The organism is Burkholderia sp. AU33803 (assembly GCF_002223095.1).
Classification (GTDB): domain Bacteria; phylum Pseudomonadota; class Gammaproteobacteria; order Burkholderiales; family Burkholderiaceae; genus Burkholderia.
Genome location: NZ_NKFJ01000006.1, coordinates 537,186 through 552,642 on the forward strand (window position 1 = coordinate 537,186; position 15,457 = coordinate 552,642).

Here is a 15,457-nt window from a genome sequence, read left to right on the forward strand (position 1 = left end):
CTGACGGCTATAGCATGTTGAGCCGGCAGGTGCGTGCTTCCGATAATCACCGAGCGTCATAAGCAATCCCGTTTTTCATCTAAAGAACCCGGAGCCACACATGTCGACCGTTGCAAGCGGCACGGCTGCGCTGAGCGATCACGCCGCCCGCCAACTAGCGAACGCTACCAAGACCGTCCCCCAGCTTTCCACGATCACGCCGCGCTGGCTGACCCACCTGCTGCAATGGGTGCCGGTCGAGGCCGGCATCTATCGGCTGAACCAGGTGAAGAACCCGGAAGCCGTGCGCGCCGCGTGCACGCAGCTCGAGGACGAAAGCGTGCTGCCGCAGACCTTCGTGCCGTACGAGGAACAGCCGCGCGAGTATTTCCTGAACGCGGTGAGCACGGTGCTCGACGTGCATACGCGGATCTCCGATCTTTACAGCAGTCCTCACGACCAGATCAAGGAACAGCTGCGCCTGACGATCGAGACGATCAAGGAGCTGCAGGAAAGCCAGCTGATCAACAACCCCGACTACGGGCTGCTGGCCAACGTGACCGACGAGCAGCGGATCTTCCCGCTGACGGGCGCGCCGACGCCGGACGATCTCGACGAGCTGCTGACCAAGGTGTGGAAGGAACCCGCGTTCTTCCTCACGCACCCGCTCGCGATCGCCGCGTTCGGCCGCGAATGCACGCGGCGCGGCGTGCCGCCGCCGACGGTCAGCCTGTTCGGTTCGCAGTTCCTCACGTGGCGCGGCATTCCGCTGATTCCGTCGGACAAGGTGCCGGTCGCGGACGGCAAGACCAAGATCCTGCTGCTGCGCGTCGGCGACAAGCGCCAGGGTGTGGTCGGCCTCTACCAGCCGGGCGTCGCGGGCGAGCAGGGCCCGGGCCTGTCGGTGCGCTTCATGGGGATCAACAACCAGGCGATCGCGTCGTACCTGATCTCGCTGTATTGCTCGCTCGCGGTCCATTCGCCGGATGCGCTGGCTGTCCTCGATGACGTCGAAATCGCCAAGTTCCATGACTATCCCGACACCTACCGTTAATTCCGGCCTGGCCGGCGGCGACGCGCACGCGCTGCCGCACGCGCCGCTGCCGGCCGGCTTGCCCGACCCGGCGACGCTCGCGCGGCTCGCGTCCGAGTTCTTCGCGACGCCGCCCGGGCAGGCTACCGCGCCTGGGCTGTCGGCGGGCAGCGGTGCGGTGGGCGGCGTGCCGTCCGCCCTGCCGGCCGCCGCGCCGATCCTGGCATCGGTGAGCAACCCGGTACCGGGCGGCTCGCCGCTCGCGGGGCCGGGCGGTGCGGGCACCGGCGTGCCGGGTCTCGCGCTCCCGCAAGGGAAGGTGCCCGGTGCGAATCTCGCGCCGTCCGCCCCGACGCACGTGCTGTCGCTCGGCAACCGCGCACCCGCGCTCGCGCCGCATGCGGCCGCGCAGAACGGGCTGCCCGACAACGTTGTGTCGATCGCACCCGCGCTCGAACCGCGCGTCGGCGGCGCGGCGCTCGGCGTGCCGCAAGTGAATGCGCCGGTATCGGAAGGCGCGGCGAAGGCCTCGCCGTACTACTTCACCGACGGTTCGCTGCAGGGCTGGCAGGCGACGCCGCAGGACATCGTCGTGCCGTCGAACGGCCTTGCTTCGCCGGAAGCGTTCGGGTTGCCGGGCGACGACGCGCTGCGCGCACTGCTCGCCGTGCATCGCGACGTGCCGGTGTCGCGTGCATCGGGCGCCGACGTGCCGCGTTACTTCATCGACGATGCGCACGCAGCCGAGCCGCAAGGCCAGCTGTATCGCGGCGCGCATCCGCCGTTCGACGTGAACGCGATCCGCCGTGATTTCCCGATCCTGCAGGAGCGCGTGAACGGCAAGCAGCTCGTGTGGTTCGACAACGCAGCGACGACGCACAAGCCGCAGGCCGTGATCGACCGTCTCGCGTACTTCTATGCGCACGAGAACTCGAATATCCACCGCGCGGCCCATGCGTTGGCCGGCCGTGCGACGGACGCGTACGAGCATGCGCGGGAAACGGTGCAGCGCTTCATCGGCGCCTCGTCGCCCGACGAGATCGTGTTCGTGCGCGGCACGACCGAGGCGATCAACCTGATCGCGAAGTCGTGGGGCGTGCAGAACGTTGGCGAAGGCGACGAGATCATCGTGTCGAATCTCGAGCACCACGCGAACATCGTGCCGTGGCAGCAGCTTGCTGCGCTCAAGGGCGCGAAGCTGCGCGTGATTCCGGTCGACGATTCGGGGCAGGTGCTGCTCGACGAATACCGGAAGCTGCTCAACGACCGCACGAAGATCGTGTCCGTCACGCAGGTGTCGAACGCGCTCGGCACGGTCGTGCCGGTGAAGGAAATCGTCGAGCTCGCGCATCGTGCGGGCGCGAAGGCGCTCGTCGACGGCGCGCAGTCGATCTCGCACATGCGTGTTGACGTGCAGGCGCTCGATGCGGATTTCTTCGTGTTCTCCGGGCACAAGATCTACGGGCCGACCGGGATCGGCGTCGTGTACGGCAAGCGCGCGATCCTCGACGACATGCCGCCGTGGCAGGGTGGCGGCAACATGATCGCGGACGTGACGTTCGAGCGCACGGTGTTCCAGCCGCCGCCGAACCGGTTCGAGGCCGGCACCGGCAACATCGCGGATGCGGTGGGGCTGGGCGCCGCGCTCGACTACGTGAACCGGGTCGGCATCGAGAACATCGCGCGCTACGAGCACGACCTGCTTGCGTATGCAACGAGCGTGCTCGCGCCGGTGCCCGGCGTGCGGCTCATCGGCACGGCCCGCGACAAGGCGAGCGTGCTGTCGTTCGTGCTGAAGGGCTATGAGACCGAGGAAGTCGGGCAGGCGCTGAACGAAGAGGGCATCGCGGTGCGCTCGGGGCATCACTGCGCGCAGCCGATCCTGCGGCGCTTCGGGCTCGAGGCCACGGTGCGGCCGTCGCTCGCGTTCTACAACACGTGCGATGAAGTCGATGCGCTGGTGAGCGTCGTGCGGCGGCTTGCCGCGCGGCGCTGACGCCATTCGCTTGCGGCGGCCCGGGTGGGTCGCCGCAAGCGTTTTATCGCCACAAGAAAGTCAGAACCGCACGACCTGCTTCTGCTCGACGCTGAAGCCGTCGCGCAGCGCGCTGGCCGAATCCGCGAAGTAGCGGCGGGTTTCCGACAGCAGGTCGGTGTTGCCGCGATGGCAGAACACGACCCCCGATCCTTCTTCCGTCAACAGTTCGTCGATCAGCGATTCGGGTTGCCCGATATCGGCGAGATGGACATTCTGCACGCCGTGCGCAAGCGCATCGAGCGCGTCCCGCACGCAGGGCGCCGCCGTGGCGGCCGGGTGCTCGGCCAGCCAGTGCTCGAGCTCCGTGATGCCGTACAGCCCCGCGAGCTCGCCGAGTTCGCGCAGCAGCGCGCCGTCGACCATCATCACCAGCGTGACGGCGCCCGTGCGCTGCGCGAAGAGGCTGCCGAGCCGTTCCGCGCGCAGCAGGTGATCGTGGCCTGCGTCGTCCGGGGCGACCGGCATCACGACGGGCACCAGCCCGTTCTCGAGAAACGCGTTCAGTGCGGTGCCGTCGAACCGTGCGACCGCGCTCGCGTCGGTGCGGTCGGCATCGGCGCTCGCCACCAGCAGGCCGCCGTCGTGGCCGTCGATGCCGATCGCCTTGGCGCCGTGACTGCCGATCAGGCGCACCAGTTCATGATTGACGCCCGCCATCGCCGCGTGAACGGCGTGGATCGATTGCGTGCCGGCCGCGGCCGGCACGCCCTGGACGACGATCGGGCGAACGCCGGTGAGGGCGAGCAGCGCGACATCCTGCGCGAACGCCTGGCGGGCGCGTGTATCGCTCGCGGCGCCGCCATCGACGATGACGACGGTCTGCCCGTGCAGCGCCTGCATGAACGGCAGCGAGCGCGCCAGGCCGGCTACGCGGCGCGACGTCAGGGTGGGACTTTCAGGGTCTGGGAACATGGGAATCCGAATGGATGAAGGGAGTGCCTGTCGCCGCACGATGCGGCATCAAGACGGCATCAATACGTGCGTTGCATCAGCTGGTGAATCTCGTCGGGCGTCAGCGCGTCGCGCGATGCCTGCCGAAACGGGCGTTCGCTGAAACAGCGCGCCGCGTCGGCGAGCAGTTCGAGGTGTGCGCGGTTGTCTTCCTGCGGCAGGACCAGCACGATGAATTCGCGCACGGGCTTGCGGTCCGGTGCGTTGAAGCTGAACGGATACTGCGCGCGGACGAACAGCGCGATGGCCGAGCGGAGACCGGCGACACGCGCATGCGGAATCGCGACGCCCTGGCCGAGGCCGGTCGAGCCGAGTTGCTCGCGCTTCGTCAGTTCGGTCCGGATCTGCTCCGCGGATACGCCGCTGCTGCGCTCGATATAGCGCGCGACGAGGTCGAACAACTGGATCGCGCTTTCGACCGGTACGTCGAGCAGGATGTGGTCCGGCGGGCAGGCGTCGGCCAGCCGGGTCGCGAACGGTGTGCCGCCGCGTCGGTAGGGAAGGTCGGGTTGGCCGCCGGCGGCGGCCTGCTGCGTTTGCATGCGGATCTCTCCGTGTCGGGATGACAGGGAAATCCTAGACAAACCCGCGTAAAGACGGTGTTAGATACGAGCGGGCCCGACATTAAAATTGTGTATCGATTGGCGATGGAACCGGGCCCGGCTTATACCGCTTCAGGTACCCGACAGCACGAACGGCAGCGTCGTCAGCAGAAACACGGAAATGCCGACCACCGGCGCGCCGAACGCGATCGCCGCGAACGCCACCGCGGCGCTGGTGAGCACGAGTGTTCTCGACACCCGTCGGTGCCGGTCGTGTGCAGCCGCCCTGTCATCGCGGATTGCACCGGTCCGCGCACCGATCACGTGTTTCCAGAACGTCAGGCCAAGCATGATGGCTCCTGTATGAAAGTTGACCGGGACCGGGCGCGCGCTGCGCCCGTCAAGCGGGTCAGCAGCGCTTGAGCTTGAGCACGCGCGAGATCTGCCCGGGCGTGAAGCTGCTGTTGCGCACGTAAGGCGCGCAGTCGAGCGGTGCGGTGAGCGATTCGCTGACGACGTACTGGCCGACGAAGCGGTACGCATCTGTGGCCATGCGGATGAACACCGGAATCGCATCGCGTTGCGCGGCGAGCGTCCTGCCGGCTGCCCGCGCGGACGCGCTGCCGTCGCAGAGGATCACGTCGGGGGCGTGCGGGTTGAGGTCCGTGCGCAGGCAGGCGGCCACGACCTTGCCATTCTTCGTCGGCAGGAACGCCTGTTTGCTGCCGCCGCACGCGGTGTGGATGAATTCACGGGTGTACTGCTTGTCGATCTCGAACATGATCGGGCTCCGGTATCGGAAACTTCCGTTGGTTAAATCAGGTATGCAAAGTAATCAGGCTGGATCGACATGCGGGATGCGAGGCAGGCCAGTCGATCGTTGCCGCGGCGGCGGATCGATGGCGCGTCGTGAGGCGGGAATTTCCGCGCGCACACGCTTGCATCGCGCGATGCGCGGCTAACGCATCGACGTCGTGTTCAAGCGTGCACGGGAAGGACTACGGCGCGCACCGTCCGCCTGTTGGCAGGACGGTGGCTCGGGAACAAAGAGACGCAGGCGTCCTGCCGATCAGGCAGAAAAGCAACTCGGAGGGCGAGGACTTCGGATGCGCATGGGCGTACTCGTGGATGGATCGATTGCGAACACATTCTAGTGAACGCATGCGCGGGCGCAAGTAAAAAGGTCGTAAAGGTTGTGTGGCTCGTGCGGCCGGACGCACCAAGCAAAAAACGCGTGACGACTTTCGTCGCCACGCGCAATGGGAGTCTGCAAGGTCGCGCGCATGCCGGCGAACCGGCACACGGCACACGCACTACACCGTCAGAAATCGAACCCCGGCCCACCCGCACCCGGGCCGCCCGGCGCTGCCGCCGGTGCCGCATCCTTCGGCGCTTCGAACACGGTCGCATCGGTCGTCAGCAACAGCCCCGCAACCGACGCCGCGTTCTGCAGCGCCGTGCGCGTGACCTTGGTCGGATCGAGCACGCCCGACTCGACGAGGTCGCCGTATTCACCGGTCTGCGCGTTGTACCCGAAGTTGCCCGAGCCTTCGGCCACCTTCGCGACGACGACGCTCGCTTCCTCGCCCGCGTTCGTGACGATCTGGCGCAGCGGTTCCTCGAGCGCGCGCAGCACGATCTTGATGCCCGCGTTCTGGTCGGCGTTCACGCCCTGCAGCTCGCGGATCGCCTGCCGCACGCGGATCAGCGCGACGCCGCCGCCCGGCACGATGCCTTCCTCGACGGCCGCGCGCGTCGCGTGCAGCGCGTCGTCGACGCGGTCCTTCTTTTCCTTCACTTCGATTTCGGTGGCTCCGCCGACCTTGATCACCGCCACGCCGCCCGCGAGCTTCGCGACGCGTTCCTGCAGCTTTTCACGATCGTAGTCCGACGTCGCTTCGTCGATCTGCACGCGGATCTGCTTCACGCGCGCTTCGATGTTCTTCGCATCGCCCGCGCCGTCGATCACGGTCGTGTTTTCCTTGCCGACCTCGATGCGCTTCGCCTGGCCGAGTTCGGCGAGCGTCGCCTTCTCGAGCGTCAGGCCCGTTTCCTCGGCGATCACCTGCCCGCCGGTGAGGATCGCGATGTCCTCGAGCAGCGCCTTGCGGCGGTCGCCGAAGCCCGGCGCCTTCACGGCGACCGTCTTCAGGATCCCGCGGATGTTGTTCACGACCAGCGTCGCGAGCGCTTCGCCTTCGACGTCTTCCGCGATGATCAGCAGCGGCCGGCCCGACTTCGCGACCTGTTCGAGCACCGGCAGCAGGTCGCGGATGTTCGAGATCTTCTTGTCGTGCAGCAGGATGTACGGGCTTTCGATCTCGGCGATCTGCTTGTCCGGGTTGTTGATGAAGTACGGCGACAGGTAACCGCGATCGAACTGCAGCCCTTCGACGACGTCGAGCTCGTCCGCGAGCGACTTGCCGTCCTCGACGGTGATCACGCCTTCCTTGCCGACGCGGTCGATCGCTTCCGCGATGCGCTGGCCGATCGATTCCTCGCCGTTCGCGGAGATCGTCGCGACCTGCGCGATTTCCTTGCTCGTGGTGGTCGGGCGGCTGATCTTCTTCAGCTCGTCGACGGCCGCCGCGACGGCCTTGTCGATGCCGCGCTTCAGGTCGAGCGGGTTGAGCCCGGCCGCGACGTATTTCTGGCCTTCACGAACGATCGCCTGCGCGAGCACGGTGGCCGTCGTGGTGCCGTCGCCGGCCGCGTCGCTGGTGCGCGACGCGACTTCCTTCACGAGCTGCGCGCCGATGTTCTGCAGCTTGTCCGCGAGTTCGATTTCCTTCGCGACCGACACACCGTCCTTCGTGACGACCGGCGCGCCGAAGCTGCGTTCGAGCACGACGTTGCGGCCCTTCGGCCCGAGCGTGACCTTCACCGCGTTCGCGAGAATGTTCACGCCTTCCGTCAGCTTGGCCCGTGCGACGTCGCTGAAAATGATTTCCTTCGCTGCCATGATTGCGCTCCGTTATTGATTGACGACCGCGACGATGTCTTCTTCGCGCAGCACGAGAAACTCGTTGCCGTCCACCTTGACGGCTTGCCCCGCGTACTTGCCGAACAGCACGCGCTCGCCGACCTGCAGGTCGGGCACGATGCGCTGGCCGTCCGTGTCCTTGCGGCCGGGGCCGACGGCGATCACTTCACCCTGGTCGGGCTTTTCCGCCGCGCTGTCGGGGATCACGATGCCCGATGCGGTGGTGGTTTCCTGGTCGAGTCGTTTCACGATCACGCGGTCGTGCAAGGGGCGTAGGCTCATTGGTTCGTCCTGTGCTGATCTGTTGAGATGGGCTGGCACTCTTTAACAGAGAGTGCTGACGAGTATAAAAATGCGCGGCGGCGCAATCCAATAACGGATTCCGAAATGCATTCGCGCCGTCGTGCAAAAGCGCGTCGCCGCCGCTATTGCGACACGGCCGGCTGGGCGGCGGGTGTGCAGACCGGGCGGATCGTCTCGCCGGCGAGCACGCGCTTCACGAACGGAATCGAATCGGCGAGCGACGCGTTCACGGTGCCGTTGTGTTCGCGGCCCGCATACAGGTGCGCCTCGACCGTCGTGCCGGCCGCGCACGCATCCTTCGCGAGCGCGAGTTCGAGCGGCGCGAGCCCGTCGTCGGCCCCCGCACCGATGAAGACGGGCGTGGCAATCTTCAGCGTCGGGTATTTCAGGTATTCGTCCCACCATGCCTTCAGCCTTGCATCGCCGCCGGGCTTGACGGTGTTCGCGTGCGTGAGGTGCGCGAGCGCCGCGTCGTCCTCGAGTGACGCGAGGCAACTGATGCGCGCCTGTTCGAGGATCGGCAATGCCTGGTCGGTCAGCACCTCGTCCGCGCGCAGCGACGGGTCGATCTGCTGCGCGGAGAGCACCGAGTAGAACTGGTACGCGAGCGTCGGATCGACGCGCTCGGGATCGCGCCGGTACGCGCTCTCGAACTTCGGCAGCGACGCGAGCGTGGCGGGCGACGCGTTGTAGATGGTGCCGGTGGCAACGGTCGCGCGGATCGCGAGTTCGGGCGCATAGGCGGGTGCGTAGCCAGCCGCCGCGAACACGGCCGAGCCGCCCTGCGACTGGCCGACGAGCACGACCTCGTTCGCGAGGCCCGGCACGCCGCCGAGCACCGCGCGCGCGCTGTCGAGCAGCGTGTAGCTGTTCGAGCGGTTGTTGAGCTGCGGATTCGGGCCGGGCGTGCCGAGCCCCTGGTAGTCGGTCGCGACGACCGCGAACCCTTGCTGAAGCCACGCGTTCAGGTAGCGCACGTCGCGATACGAGCGGCCGAACCACGACGGCGCGCAGATGTCGGCCATCCCGAACGTGCCGTGCGCCCACGCGACGATCGGCCAGCCGCCGGCCGGCGGCGTGCCGCGCGGCACGAACAGCGCACCCGACACGGCGATCGGCGTGCGGCCGCCGACGCCGTCGGTCGATGCATACAGGATGCGCAACTGGCGGCCGGCACTCGCGAGCCCGAGCGTCGCCGGCAGCGGCTCGGTGCGCAGCAGCACGCCGGGCGTCGCCGGAATGTCGCGGTCCCATGTGTAGAACGCGGACACGCGGCCGTCGCCTTGCAACGGATCGGGCGCAGGCACGTGGCCGGGGGAAGCCGCATGCGAGAGGAGAGACGAGACGGCGAGCGCCGAAGCGAGCAGCGTGTGCGCGGCGTAGCCGCGCAGGGGGAGGAGCGTCATGGTCGGATGGGTATCGGTGAAGTCGGATCGGGCGCGCCGGACAGCACGCGGCGCGGGCCGACCACGACGCAAGTTTCGAACCAGCGCAGCCGTTCGGCGCGTGGCGCGAGGCACGACAGGCCGCTGCGCCGTGCGGCGAGCCGCGCATGCATTCAGCGGCTGCGCGTCGCGCAACAATCCGGGCCGGCAGGCTGTTGCTCCCGCAACAGAGGCGCACGCAGGGATCGCACGGTGCGCGTCGTGCAACAGGCGCACACGCACCGCGGCACGGGCCCGCGCCGCATGCATGCCCGGCTGGCACGATTGCTGCTGATCCGGTGGTCGTGCGTCGCGGTGTCACGGCATCGCGATGCGAGCCCATCCGTCCATCCGATCAAGGAAACCGTCCTCATGCCAGTCACCTCAACCATCGACAGCGGCGAACTCGTGGCATTCGTCGAGCGCGCCACGCGCGAATTCACGCAGGCCGAGCGCGTGCTGAAGGACACGCGCACGCTGTCCGCGACCAACACGTTCCAGGCGTTCCAGCGCGTGCCGGGCACGGAACTCATCGTCGCGCTGTCGGCGCCGAGCCCGTGGGCCGCGTCGCAGGAGATCCAGCCCGTCGTCGTGACGTTCGACGGCGACGTGCTGCACGGCGACGCGCGCGCGGGCGGCAACGGCCCGCGCTATGCGGACGTGTTCCGCGAGGCGCCGGAAGTCGGCGTCGTGATCCACGTGCACGGCCCGTACCTCGGCGCCTGGGCGAGCGCGCATCGCCCGCTGCCGATCCGTTATGCGCCGGCCGCGCGCTACACGCGGGCCCGCGAGATTCCGGTGTACGTCGATCGCCGTCCCGGCGAGCCGCGCTTCATCGTCGACACGATCCGCCGCGACCCCGAGGTGCCGGCGATCATCGAGGCGAACGGCGGCGCGACGTTCTGGGGTAAATCGATCCTCGACGTGTCGAAGTACATCCTGATCCTCGAGGAAGCCGCGTATTTCCAGGCGCTCGCGGAACCGCTCGGCGGCTCGCTCGAATTCGGGCCGGGTGCGCTCGAGCAGCAATGGAAGATGACCGGCCTCGCGTGACGCCGCGCGGCGGCCGGCGCAATCCGGCCGCCGTCATACCGATAGCTCGATGAATTGGTTCGTGGCCGGCGCGCGCCTTGCTATCGTCGAACCTTCCCCGTTCAACACGCCGGTCGTGCCATGGCCATCTTCAGCTTGCCGGACCCGACTTCGCATGCGATCACGATTCGTGCGAAGGCGCTGACGTTCGACGATCCCAAATCGCGGGTGCTGCTCGAGCGCATCCAGCTCGTCGCGCCCAGCGACGCGACCGTGCTCGTCACCGGCGAGAGCGGCACCGGCAAGGAGCTGATCGCGCGCCTCGTGCATTCGCTGAGCGAGCGCCACGACGGCCCGTTCGTCGCGGTCAACTGCGGCGCATTCTCCGAGACGCTGATCGAAAGCGAGCTGTTCGGCCACGAGCGCGGCGCGTTCACCGGCGCGATCAACAGCCAGCCCGGCTGGTTCGAATCCGCGAATCGCGGCACGCTGTTTCTCGACGAGGTGGGCGACCTGCCGCTGTCCGCGCAGGTGAAACTGCTGCGCGTGCTGCAGGAGCGCGAAGTGACGCCGGTCGGCTCGCGCAAGACCGTGAAGATCGACGTGCGGCTCGTCGCGGCCACCAACGTGAATCTCGAAGCCGCGGTGCGCGCGGGCAATTTCCGCGAGGATCTGTACTACCGGCTCAACGTCGTGAAGCTGAGCCTGCTGCCGCTGCGCGAGCGGCCCGGCGACATCGCGCCGCTGATCGAGCACTTCATCGACACCTACGCGAAGCGGCTGCGCGTGGCCGCGCCGACGCTGACGGACGCCGCGCGCGCCCGGCTGCACGCACACGCATGGCCCGGCAACATCCGCGAACTCGAGAACGTGATCCACCACGCGGTGCTGATCTGCGCGGGCGGCGCGATCGACGTGGGCGACCTGCAGTTTTCCGCGCTGTCGCTGTCGCCCGATGCCGGCGACCCGCGCACCGCGGCGGCGGCACAGCCGCGCCGGGCGCGTGACGTGGCCGAGGCCACCGATGCGCTGCGCCACGCGGTGATCGAGCTGCTGGATCTCGGCACGCCGGCGCTGTGGCAGCACATCGAGGACACCGTCTACCGCAGCGTGTTCGACTACAGCGACCACAACCAGCTGCGCATGTCGCGCCTGCTCGACCAGTCGCGCAACATCGTGCGCGCGCGGCTCGCGCAGCTCGGCATCCTGAAGCCGCGCGACGCGGGCGACGCGGGCGACGCGAGCGACGCCGACGCGCGGCTGCGCCGTCAGGCGTGATCGCGCCAGCGCAGCGCGCGCTGCGCGATCCGCTCGCATAGCGCACTCATGCCGACGGCGAGCGCCGTCACCCCCAGCACGCAGACCAGCAGTACGTCAGCGCGCGCGCCGGCCTGCGCGTTCTGCATCAGGCTGCCGACCCCCGCGCCCGCGTTGAACAGCAGCTCGCTGCTGGTCGCGGTGATCCACGCGAACGGCACGGCCTGCAACACGCCCGCGAACAGGTCGGGCAGCGCGCCCGGAATCAGCACGTCGCGCCACAGGCCGATGCGCGTCAGGCGATACGACTGCGCGAGTTCGACATAGCGCGGATCGACGCGGCGCAGCCCGTCGAAGCTGGCGGTGGTCATCGGGTAGAACGCGGCGAGCGCGATGATGAACACCTTCGCGAATTCGCCGGTGCCGGCCCACAGGCTCAGCAGCGGGATCAGTCCGAGCACCGGCACGTAGCGCAGCGCCTGGAACGCCGGCTCGCCGAGCTTGCGCGCGAGCGTCGAGCGCGCCATCGTTGCGCCGAACACGAGCCCGAACGCGACACCCGTCAGGAGGCCGACTGTCGTGCGGCGCAGGCTCGCACCGAGATCGGTCGCGAGTTCGCCGCTGCGTGCGAGTTCGACGAGCGCGGCGCCGACCTGCTGCAACGGCACGAACGCGTATTGATGGGCCGCGTCGCCGGACGACGCGTATTGCCAGGCGGCGACCAGCAGGGCCGGCACGACGAGGCCGCGCGCACGACGGCGCAGCGCCGCGAACGAGAATGGGGTGATGGCGACGGTCATTCGGATACCTGTCCGTTCAGCGCGCGGGCGTCTGCCAGCGCAATGCGTAGCGTTGCACGAGTGCGATCGACCGGTCGATCGCGAAGCCGATCAGCCCGATTACCGCGACGTCGATGAGTACGACGTCGAGGCGCAGCATCTGCCGCGCCAGTTCCATCATCTGGCCGATCCCGCTGTCGGCGCTGAGCAGCTCGACCGCGACGAGCGCGAGCCACGCGCGCGCGAGCGCGATGCGCACGCCGGTGAGCATTGGCGGCAACGCGGCCGGCAGCAGCACGTCGCGCAGCAGCGCGAAGCGGCCGAGCCCGTAGTGCTGCGCCATCTCGACGAGGTCGCGCGGCGCGTCGTGCACGCCCGTGTACGCGGCCAGCGCGACCGGAAAGAACACGGCCTTGCCGACGACGACGAGCTTCAGCGGCTCGTCAACGCCGATCAGCAGGATCAGCAGCGGAATCAGCGTGAGCGTCGGCACCTGCCGCAGCAGGTCGAACGTCGGCCGCAGGTAGTCGGCGAACTGCCGGCTGCGCGCAAGCAGGATGCCAAATGCCGCACCGCCGGTCGCGCCGATCACGAAACCGAGCGCGAGGCGATGCAGCGTGATCAGCAGGTTGTCGCGCAGTTCGCCGGTGTCGAGCAGCGTGCGCAGCGTTGCCGCGAGCCGATCCGGCGGCACGACGAGCTGCGGCGGAAACCAGCGCTGCGCGCTCGCGAGCCACCACAGTGCGACGAACGCGACGGGCGTGGCCCACCACAGCGCGAGCCCGCCAAGCCGGGCAATCCCGGGCAGGCGCAGCGCCCGTGTGCCGTTCGACGCGAGGGCTTGCATCGGCATCAACGGCTCGCGACGCGTGCCGCGTCGGCGCGCCAGTAGCCGTCGAGCCCGAGCTGCTTGAGCGCGGTCGACACGAACGTCGGCGCGAGCAGCGCGTTCACGTCGACCGGCGTGGACGTCAGGCCGGCCTGGCGGCTGTACGCGATGACGTCGCGGTAGTGGCCGGTCAGCGCGGGCGTGAAGAGCGGCGTCCATTGATCCTTCCACGGTGTCGCCTCATCCGCGTATTCGCGGCGCACGACGCTTTCCGGCTGGCCGGACGCGCTCAGGATCTTCACGTACGCGTCGCGGTTCTGCGGCTGCGAGATCCAGTGCGCGGCGCGCACGTAGGCCGTCGCGACGAGCTGCGTGATATCCGGGTAGCGCCGCACGAAATCGTCGGACGCCCACAGTTCCGCGCGCATTTTCCAGTCGTCGGGCGCGGTCTTGGTCGACCAGATGATCTTGCCGACGTTCTTGTCGACGAGCGAATACGCGTCGGACAGCGTGAAGAAGCCGTCGACGCGTCCGGCCGCGACGGCGGCCGCACCGGCCTGCGGGTCGAGGTTGTAGATCTTGAAGTCGGACAGCTTCAGCCCGTTCTCGGCGAGCAGCTTGCTGAACGTGACTTCCCACGGCCGGCCGCGATTGAGCGCGATGCGCTTGCCTTTCAGGTCGACGATCGACTTCGCGGTCGAGCCGGCCGGCACGACGAGATAGGTGTTGCTGCCGACACCGCCCGGCACGATCAGCCGCGTATGGGTGCCCGACGCGTTGACGACGACCGACGGCAGGTCGCCGTAGCCGGCGAAATCGATGCTGCCGTTCGTGAACGCTTCGTTCACGAGCGTGCCGACCGCCGCGGTCGACACCGGCACCCATTGCAGCTTCACGTGCCGCGCGGCAAGCGCCTTCTCGAGCGACTTGTCGGCGTCGATCAGTGCCGACGCGCCCGCGTACTGCGTCTTGCCGCCGCTCGAATAGGCGACGACGGCGATCCGCACGATCTTGGGCGCGTCGTCCGCATGCGCGGCCGGTGCGGCGAGCGATGCCGCGACGAACGGCAGCGCGGCGAACAGCGCGTGCAGCGGGCGGCGCAGCGCGGCGAGGGAGAGCGTGTGTTTCATGGTGGTCCGGAACGGTAGGCGGAAAAGGGGCTCACGCGCGCTTCTGCAGCGATGGCCGCAGCACGTCGGCGAGCGGGCGCGGGTCGATCCAGTCGGCGACGTCGAAGTCGGCCTCCAGAAAGCCGTGGTCGTGCAGGAACGTCTTGAAGTCGTCGAGCGCGGCGACCGATTCGTCGTCGAGGTTGACGCCGAGATGGCGGTGCAGCTGGTTGCCGTACGCGGCGCGGACCCAGTCGATCGACGACGCGGTTTCGCCGGCCACGTAGAGCGCGGTTTCGTCGGGATGCGTGCCGGCCCAGTCGCCGGCCGCGACCACGAGCTTCAGGAAGCCCGCGACGATGTCCGGATGATTCGCGAGCACGTCCGCGTTGACGGTCAGCGGGCGCGGCGTGCCGTTGTTGTTGCGGATCGCGCGCTCGGGATGAAAGCCGATGTCGATCACGACGTGCGCGCCGATCAGCTGCGCGATCTCGAGGCCGGTCGAGCCTTTCACGTAGATCGCGTCGACCTCGCCGCGCAGCAGCGCGCCGGCTTCGGCCGCGTACAGCGCGCGGCTCGAGAAGCCGTGCGGCGACGCGAACAGGTCCGCCGCGCGCGCCGGCCCGACGGCCTGCAGCGTGCGTGCCCGCACGTCGACGAGTTCGACGTCGCGCGTGGTCAGCCCGTCGAGGCTCAGCGCGTTGACGAAGCCGCGCAGCGCCGACGCGCGAAAGATGTCGATGCGGTCGTCGGGGCGGCTCGGGATCGCGATGCGGCGCCCGCGCAAGGCCTTCACCGAGCGGATGCCCGACTCGGGCCGCGCGAGGATCAACTGCGATTCGTCGACCCACGACAGCCCGATCACGCGCGTGTTCGCGCCGTTCGAGCGCGCCCACATCGCGGGGATGCTGCCGCCCTGGCGGAACGACTGCGCGAGCGTGTGATCGCTGATCGACGACACGTCGTGCCGCGTGGCGCCGCGCGGCGAGCGGATCGCGACACCGTCGGCCGACGTCTCGCCGTTGAGCCAGCCGAGATGCACGGCGATGCCGAGCGGGGTCGGCACGGGCGACCGGGCGTACCAGAACGTCTGTTGCTTGTCCGATGACGAATCGGGCCTGTCTGTCATGGGTGAGATTCCCTCTCTGCGTAAGCATGGTTGAAGCCCGGTCGTGCGTGGTGTCGGTGTCGCACGCGC

Annotated in this window: 14 protein-coding genes; 4 read left to right on the forward strand and 10 right to left on the reverse strand. The window is 68.5% G+C overall.

Translation table 11 applies throughout. The features are described from left to right. Nucleotides 1-100: 100 nt before the first annotated feature. A complete protein-coding gene (locus tag CFB41_RS19675; RefSeq protein WP_006479760.1) occupies nt 101-1,033 on the forward strand; it encodes a family 2A encapsulin nanocompartment shell protein in 933 nt (310 codons plus the stop codon). Continuing rightward, nucleotides 1,008-3,008 carry a family 2A encapsulin nanocompartment cargo protein cysteine desulfurase gene (locus tag CFB41_RS19680; protein ID WP_089457596.1) on the forward strand — a complete coding sequence of 667 codons (2,001 nt, stop codon included), beginning with the start codon at nt 1,008-1,010 and terminating at the stop codon, nt 3,006-3,008. The genes CFB41_RS19675 and CFB41_RS19680 overlap by 26 nt, the downstream gene beginning before the upstream one ends. Before the next feature lie 60 nt (nt 3,009-3,068). On the opposite strand, the gene CFB41_RS19685 is transcribed toward CFB41_RS19680, so the two are convergent. The 6 genes from CFB41_RS19685 to CFB41_RS19715 form a co-directional block, all read right to left on the reverse strand. Further along, entirely contained in the window at nt 3,069-3,962 is an 894-nt protein-coding gene (locus tag CFB41_RS19685; RefSeq protein WP_089457597.1) for an acetylglutamate kinase, read from the reverse strand. A gap of 59 nt (nt 3,963-4,021) precedes the next feature. Next, nucleotides 4,022-4,543: a PTS sugar transporter subunit IIA gene (locus CFB41_RS19690; RefSeq protein ID WP_089457598.1), complete on the reverse strand. Its 522-nt coding sequence runs from the start codon at nt 4,541-4,543 to the stop codon at nt 4,022-4,024. Between the two features lie 409 nt (nt 4,544-4,952). After that, complete coding sequence (locus CFB41_RS19700) at nt 4,953-5,324, reverse strand: DUF6697 family protein (RefSeq protein WP_039354345.1); 372 nt, start codon at nt 5,322-5,324, stop codon at nt 4,953-4,955. Between the two features lie 540 nt (nt 5,325-5,864). Next, nucleotides 5,865-7,505: a chaperonin GroEL gene (gene groL, locus CFB41_RS19705; RefSeq protein ID WP_039354347.1), complete on the reverse strand. Its 1,641-nt coding sequence runs from the start codon at nt 7,503-7,505 to the stop codon at nt 5,865-5,867. A 12-nt stretch (nt 7,506-7,517) separates the two neighbouring features. After that, nucleotides 7,518-7,808 (reverse strand): co-chaperone GroES, encoded by a 291-nt coding sequence (locus tag CFB41_RS19710; protein WP_011694564.1) that lies wholly within the window; start codon nt 7,806-7,808, stop codon nt 7,518-7,520. A 143-nt stretch (nt 7,809-7,951) separates the two neighbouring features. Continuing rightward, nucleotides 7,952-9,235, reverse strand: coding sequence for an alpha/beta fold hydrolase (locus CFB41_RS19715; protein ID WP_089457599.1), 1,284 nt, complete (start codon nt 9,233-9,235; stop codon nt 7,952-7,954). A gap of 390 nt (nt 9,236-9,625) precedes the next feature. Here CFB41_RS19715 and CFB41_RS19720 point away from each other — a divergent pair, with 390 nt between their 5' ends. Further along, on the forward strand, nt 9,626-10,306 hold the full coding sequence (locus CFB41_RS19720) for a class II aldolase/adducin family protein (protein ID WP_071333159.1): 681 nt from the start codon (nt 9,626-9,628) through the stop codon (nt 10,304-10,306). A gap of 120 nt (nt 10,307-10,426) precedes the next feature. Next, nucleotides 10,427-11,563, forward strand: a complete 1,137-nt coding sequence (locus tag CFB41_RS19725; RefSeq protein WP_089457600.1) for a sigma-54-dependent Fis family transcriptional regulator — start codon at nt 10,427-10,429, stop codon at nt 11,561-11,563. Here CFB41_RS19725 and CFB41_RS19730 read toward each other — a convergent pair. The 4 genes from CFB41_RS19730 to CFB41_RS19745 are packed head-to-tail and all read right to left on the reverse strand — an operon-like array spanning nt 11,554 to nt 15,388. Beyond that, complete coding sequence (locus CFB41_RS19730) at nt 11,554-12,342, reverse strand: ABC transporter permease (RefSeq protein WP_089457601.1); 789 nt, start codon at nt 12,340-12,342, stop codon at nt 11,554-11,556. The two genes, CFB41_RS19725 and CFB41_RS19730, sit on opposite strands and share 10 nt — an antisense overlap. A 16-nt stretch (nt 12,343-12,358) precedes the next feature. After that, nucleotides 12,359-13,174 (reverse strand): ABC transporter permease, encoded by an 816-nt coding sequence (locus tag CFB41_RS19735; protein ID WP_089457602.1) that lies wholly within the window; start codon nt 13,172-13,174, stop codon nt 12,359-12,361. After that, on the reverse strand, nt 13,174-14,280 hold the full coding sequence (locus tag CFB41_RS19740) for a PhnD/SsuA/transferrin family substrate-binding protein (RefSeq protein ID WP_089457603.1): 1,107 nt from the start codon (nt 14,278-14,280) through the stop codon (nt 13,174-13,176). The genes CFB41_RS19735 and CFB41_RS19740 overlap by 1 nt, the downstream gene beginning before the upstream one ends. Nucleotides 14,281-14,311: 31 nt before the next feature. After that, nucleotides 14,312-15,388, reverse strand: coding sequence for an ABC transporter substrate-binding protein (locus CFB41_RS19745; protein ID WP_089457604.1), 1,077 nt, complete (start codon nt 15,386-15,388; stop codon nt 14,312-14,314). Between the last annotated feature and the right edge of the window lie 69 nt (nt 15,389-15,457).

Coding starts and splice junctions, on each gene's coding strand:
- CFB41_RS19675 (WP_006479760.1), top strand. CDS start 101: ATGTCGACCGTTGCAAGCGGCACGGCTGCGCTGAGCGATCACGCCGCC.
- CFB41_RS19680 (WP_089457596.1), top strand. CDS start 1,008: ATGACTATCCCGACACCTACCGTTAATTCCGGCCTGGCCGGCGGCGAC.
- CFB41_RS19685 (WP_089457597.1), bottom strand. CDS start 3,962: ATGTTCCCAGACCCTGAAAGTCCCACCCTGACGTCGCGCCGCGTAGCC.
- CFB41_RS19690 (WP_089457598.1), bottom strand. CDS start 4,543: ATGCAAACGCAGCAGGCCGCCGCCGGCGGCCAACCCGACCTTCCCTAC.
- CFB41_RS19700 (WP_039354345.1), bottom strand. CDS start 5,324: ATGTTCGAGATCGACAAGCAGTACACCCGTGAATTCATCCACACCGCG.
- groL (WP_039354347.1), bottom strand. CDS start 7,505: ATGGCAGCGAAGGAAATCATTTTCAGCGACGTCGCACGGGCCAAGCTG.
- CFB41_RS19710 (WP_011694564.1), bottom strand. CDS start 7,808: ATGAGCCTACGCCCCTTGCACGACCGCGTGATCGTGAAACGACTCGAC.
- CFB41_RS19715 (WP_089457599.1), bottom strand. CDS start 9,235: ATGACGCTCCTCCCCCTGCGCGGCTACGCCGCGCACACGCTGCTCGCT.
- CFB41_RS19720 (WP_071333159.1), top strand. CDS start 9,626: ATGCCAGTCACCTCAACCATCGACAGCGGCGAACTCGTGGCATTCGTC.
- CFB41_RS19725 (WP_089457600.1), top strand. CDS start 10,427: ATGGCCATCTTCAGCTTGCCGGACCCGACTTCGCATGCGATCACGATT.
- CFB41_RS19730 (WP_089457601.1), bottom strand. CDS start 12,342: ATGACCGTCGCCATCACCCCATTCTCGTTCGCGGCGCTGCGCCGTCGT.
- CFB41_RS19735 (WP_089457602.1), bottom strand. CDS start 13,174: ATGCCGATGCAAGCCCTCGCGTCGAACGGCACACGGGCGCTGCGCCTG.
- CFB41_RS19740 (WP_089457603.1), bottom strand. CDS start 14,280: ATGAAACACACGCTCTCCCTCGCCGCGCTGCGCCGCCCGCTGCACGCG.
- CFB41_RS19745 (WP_089457604.1), bottom strand. CDS start 15,388: ATGACAGACAGGCCCGATTCGTCATCGGACAAGCAACAGACGTTCTGG.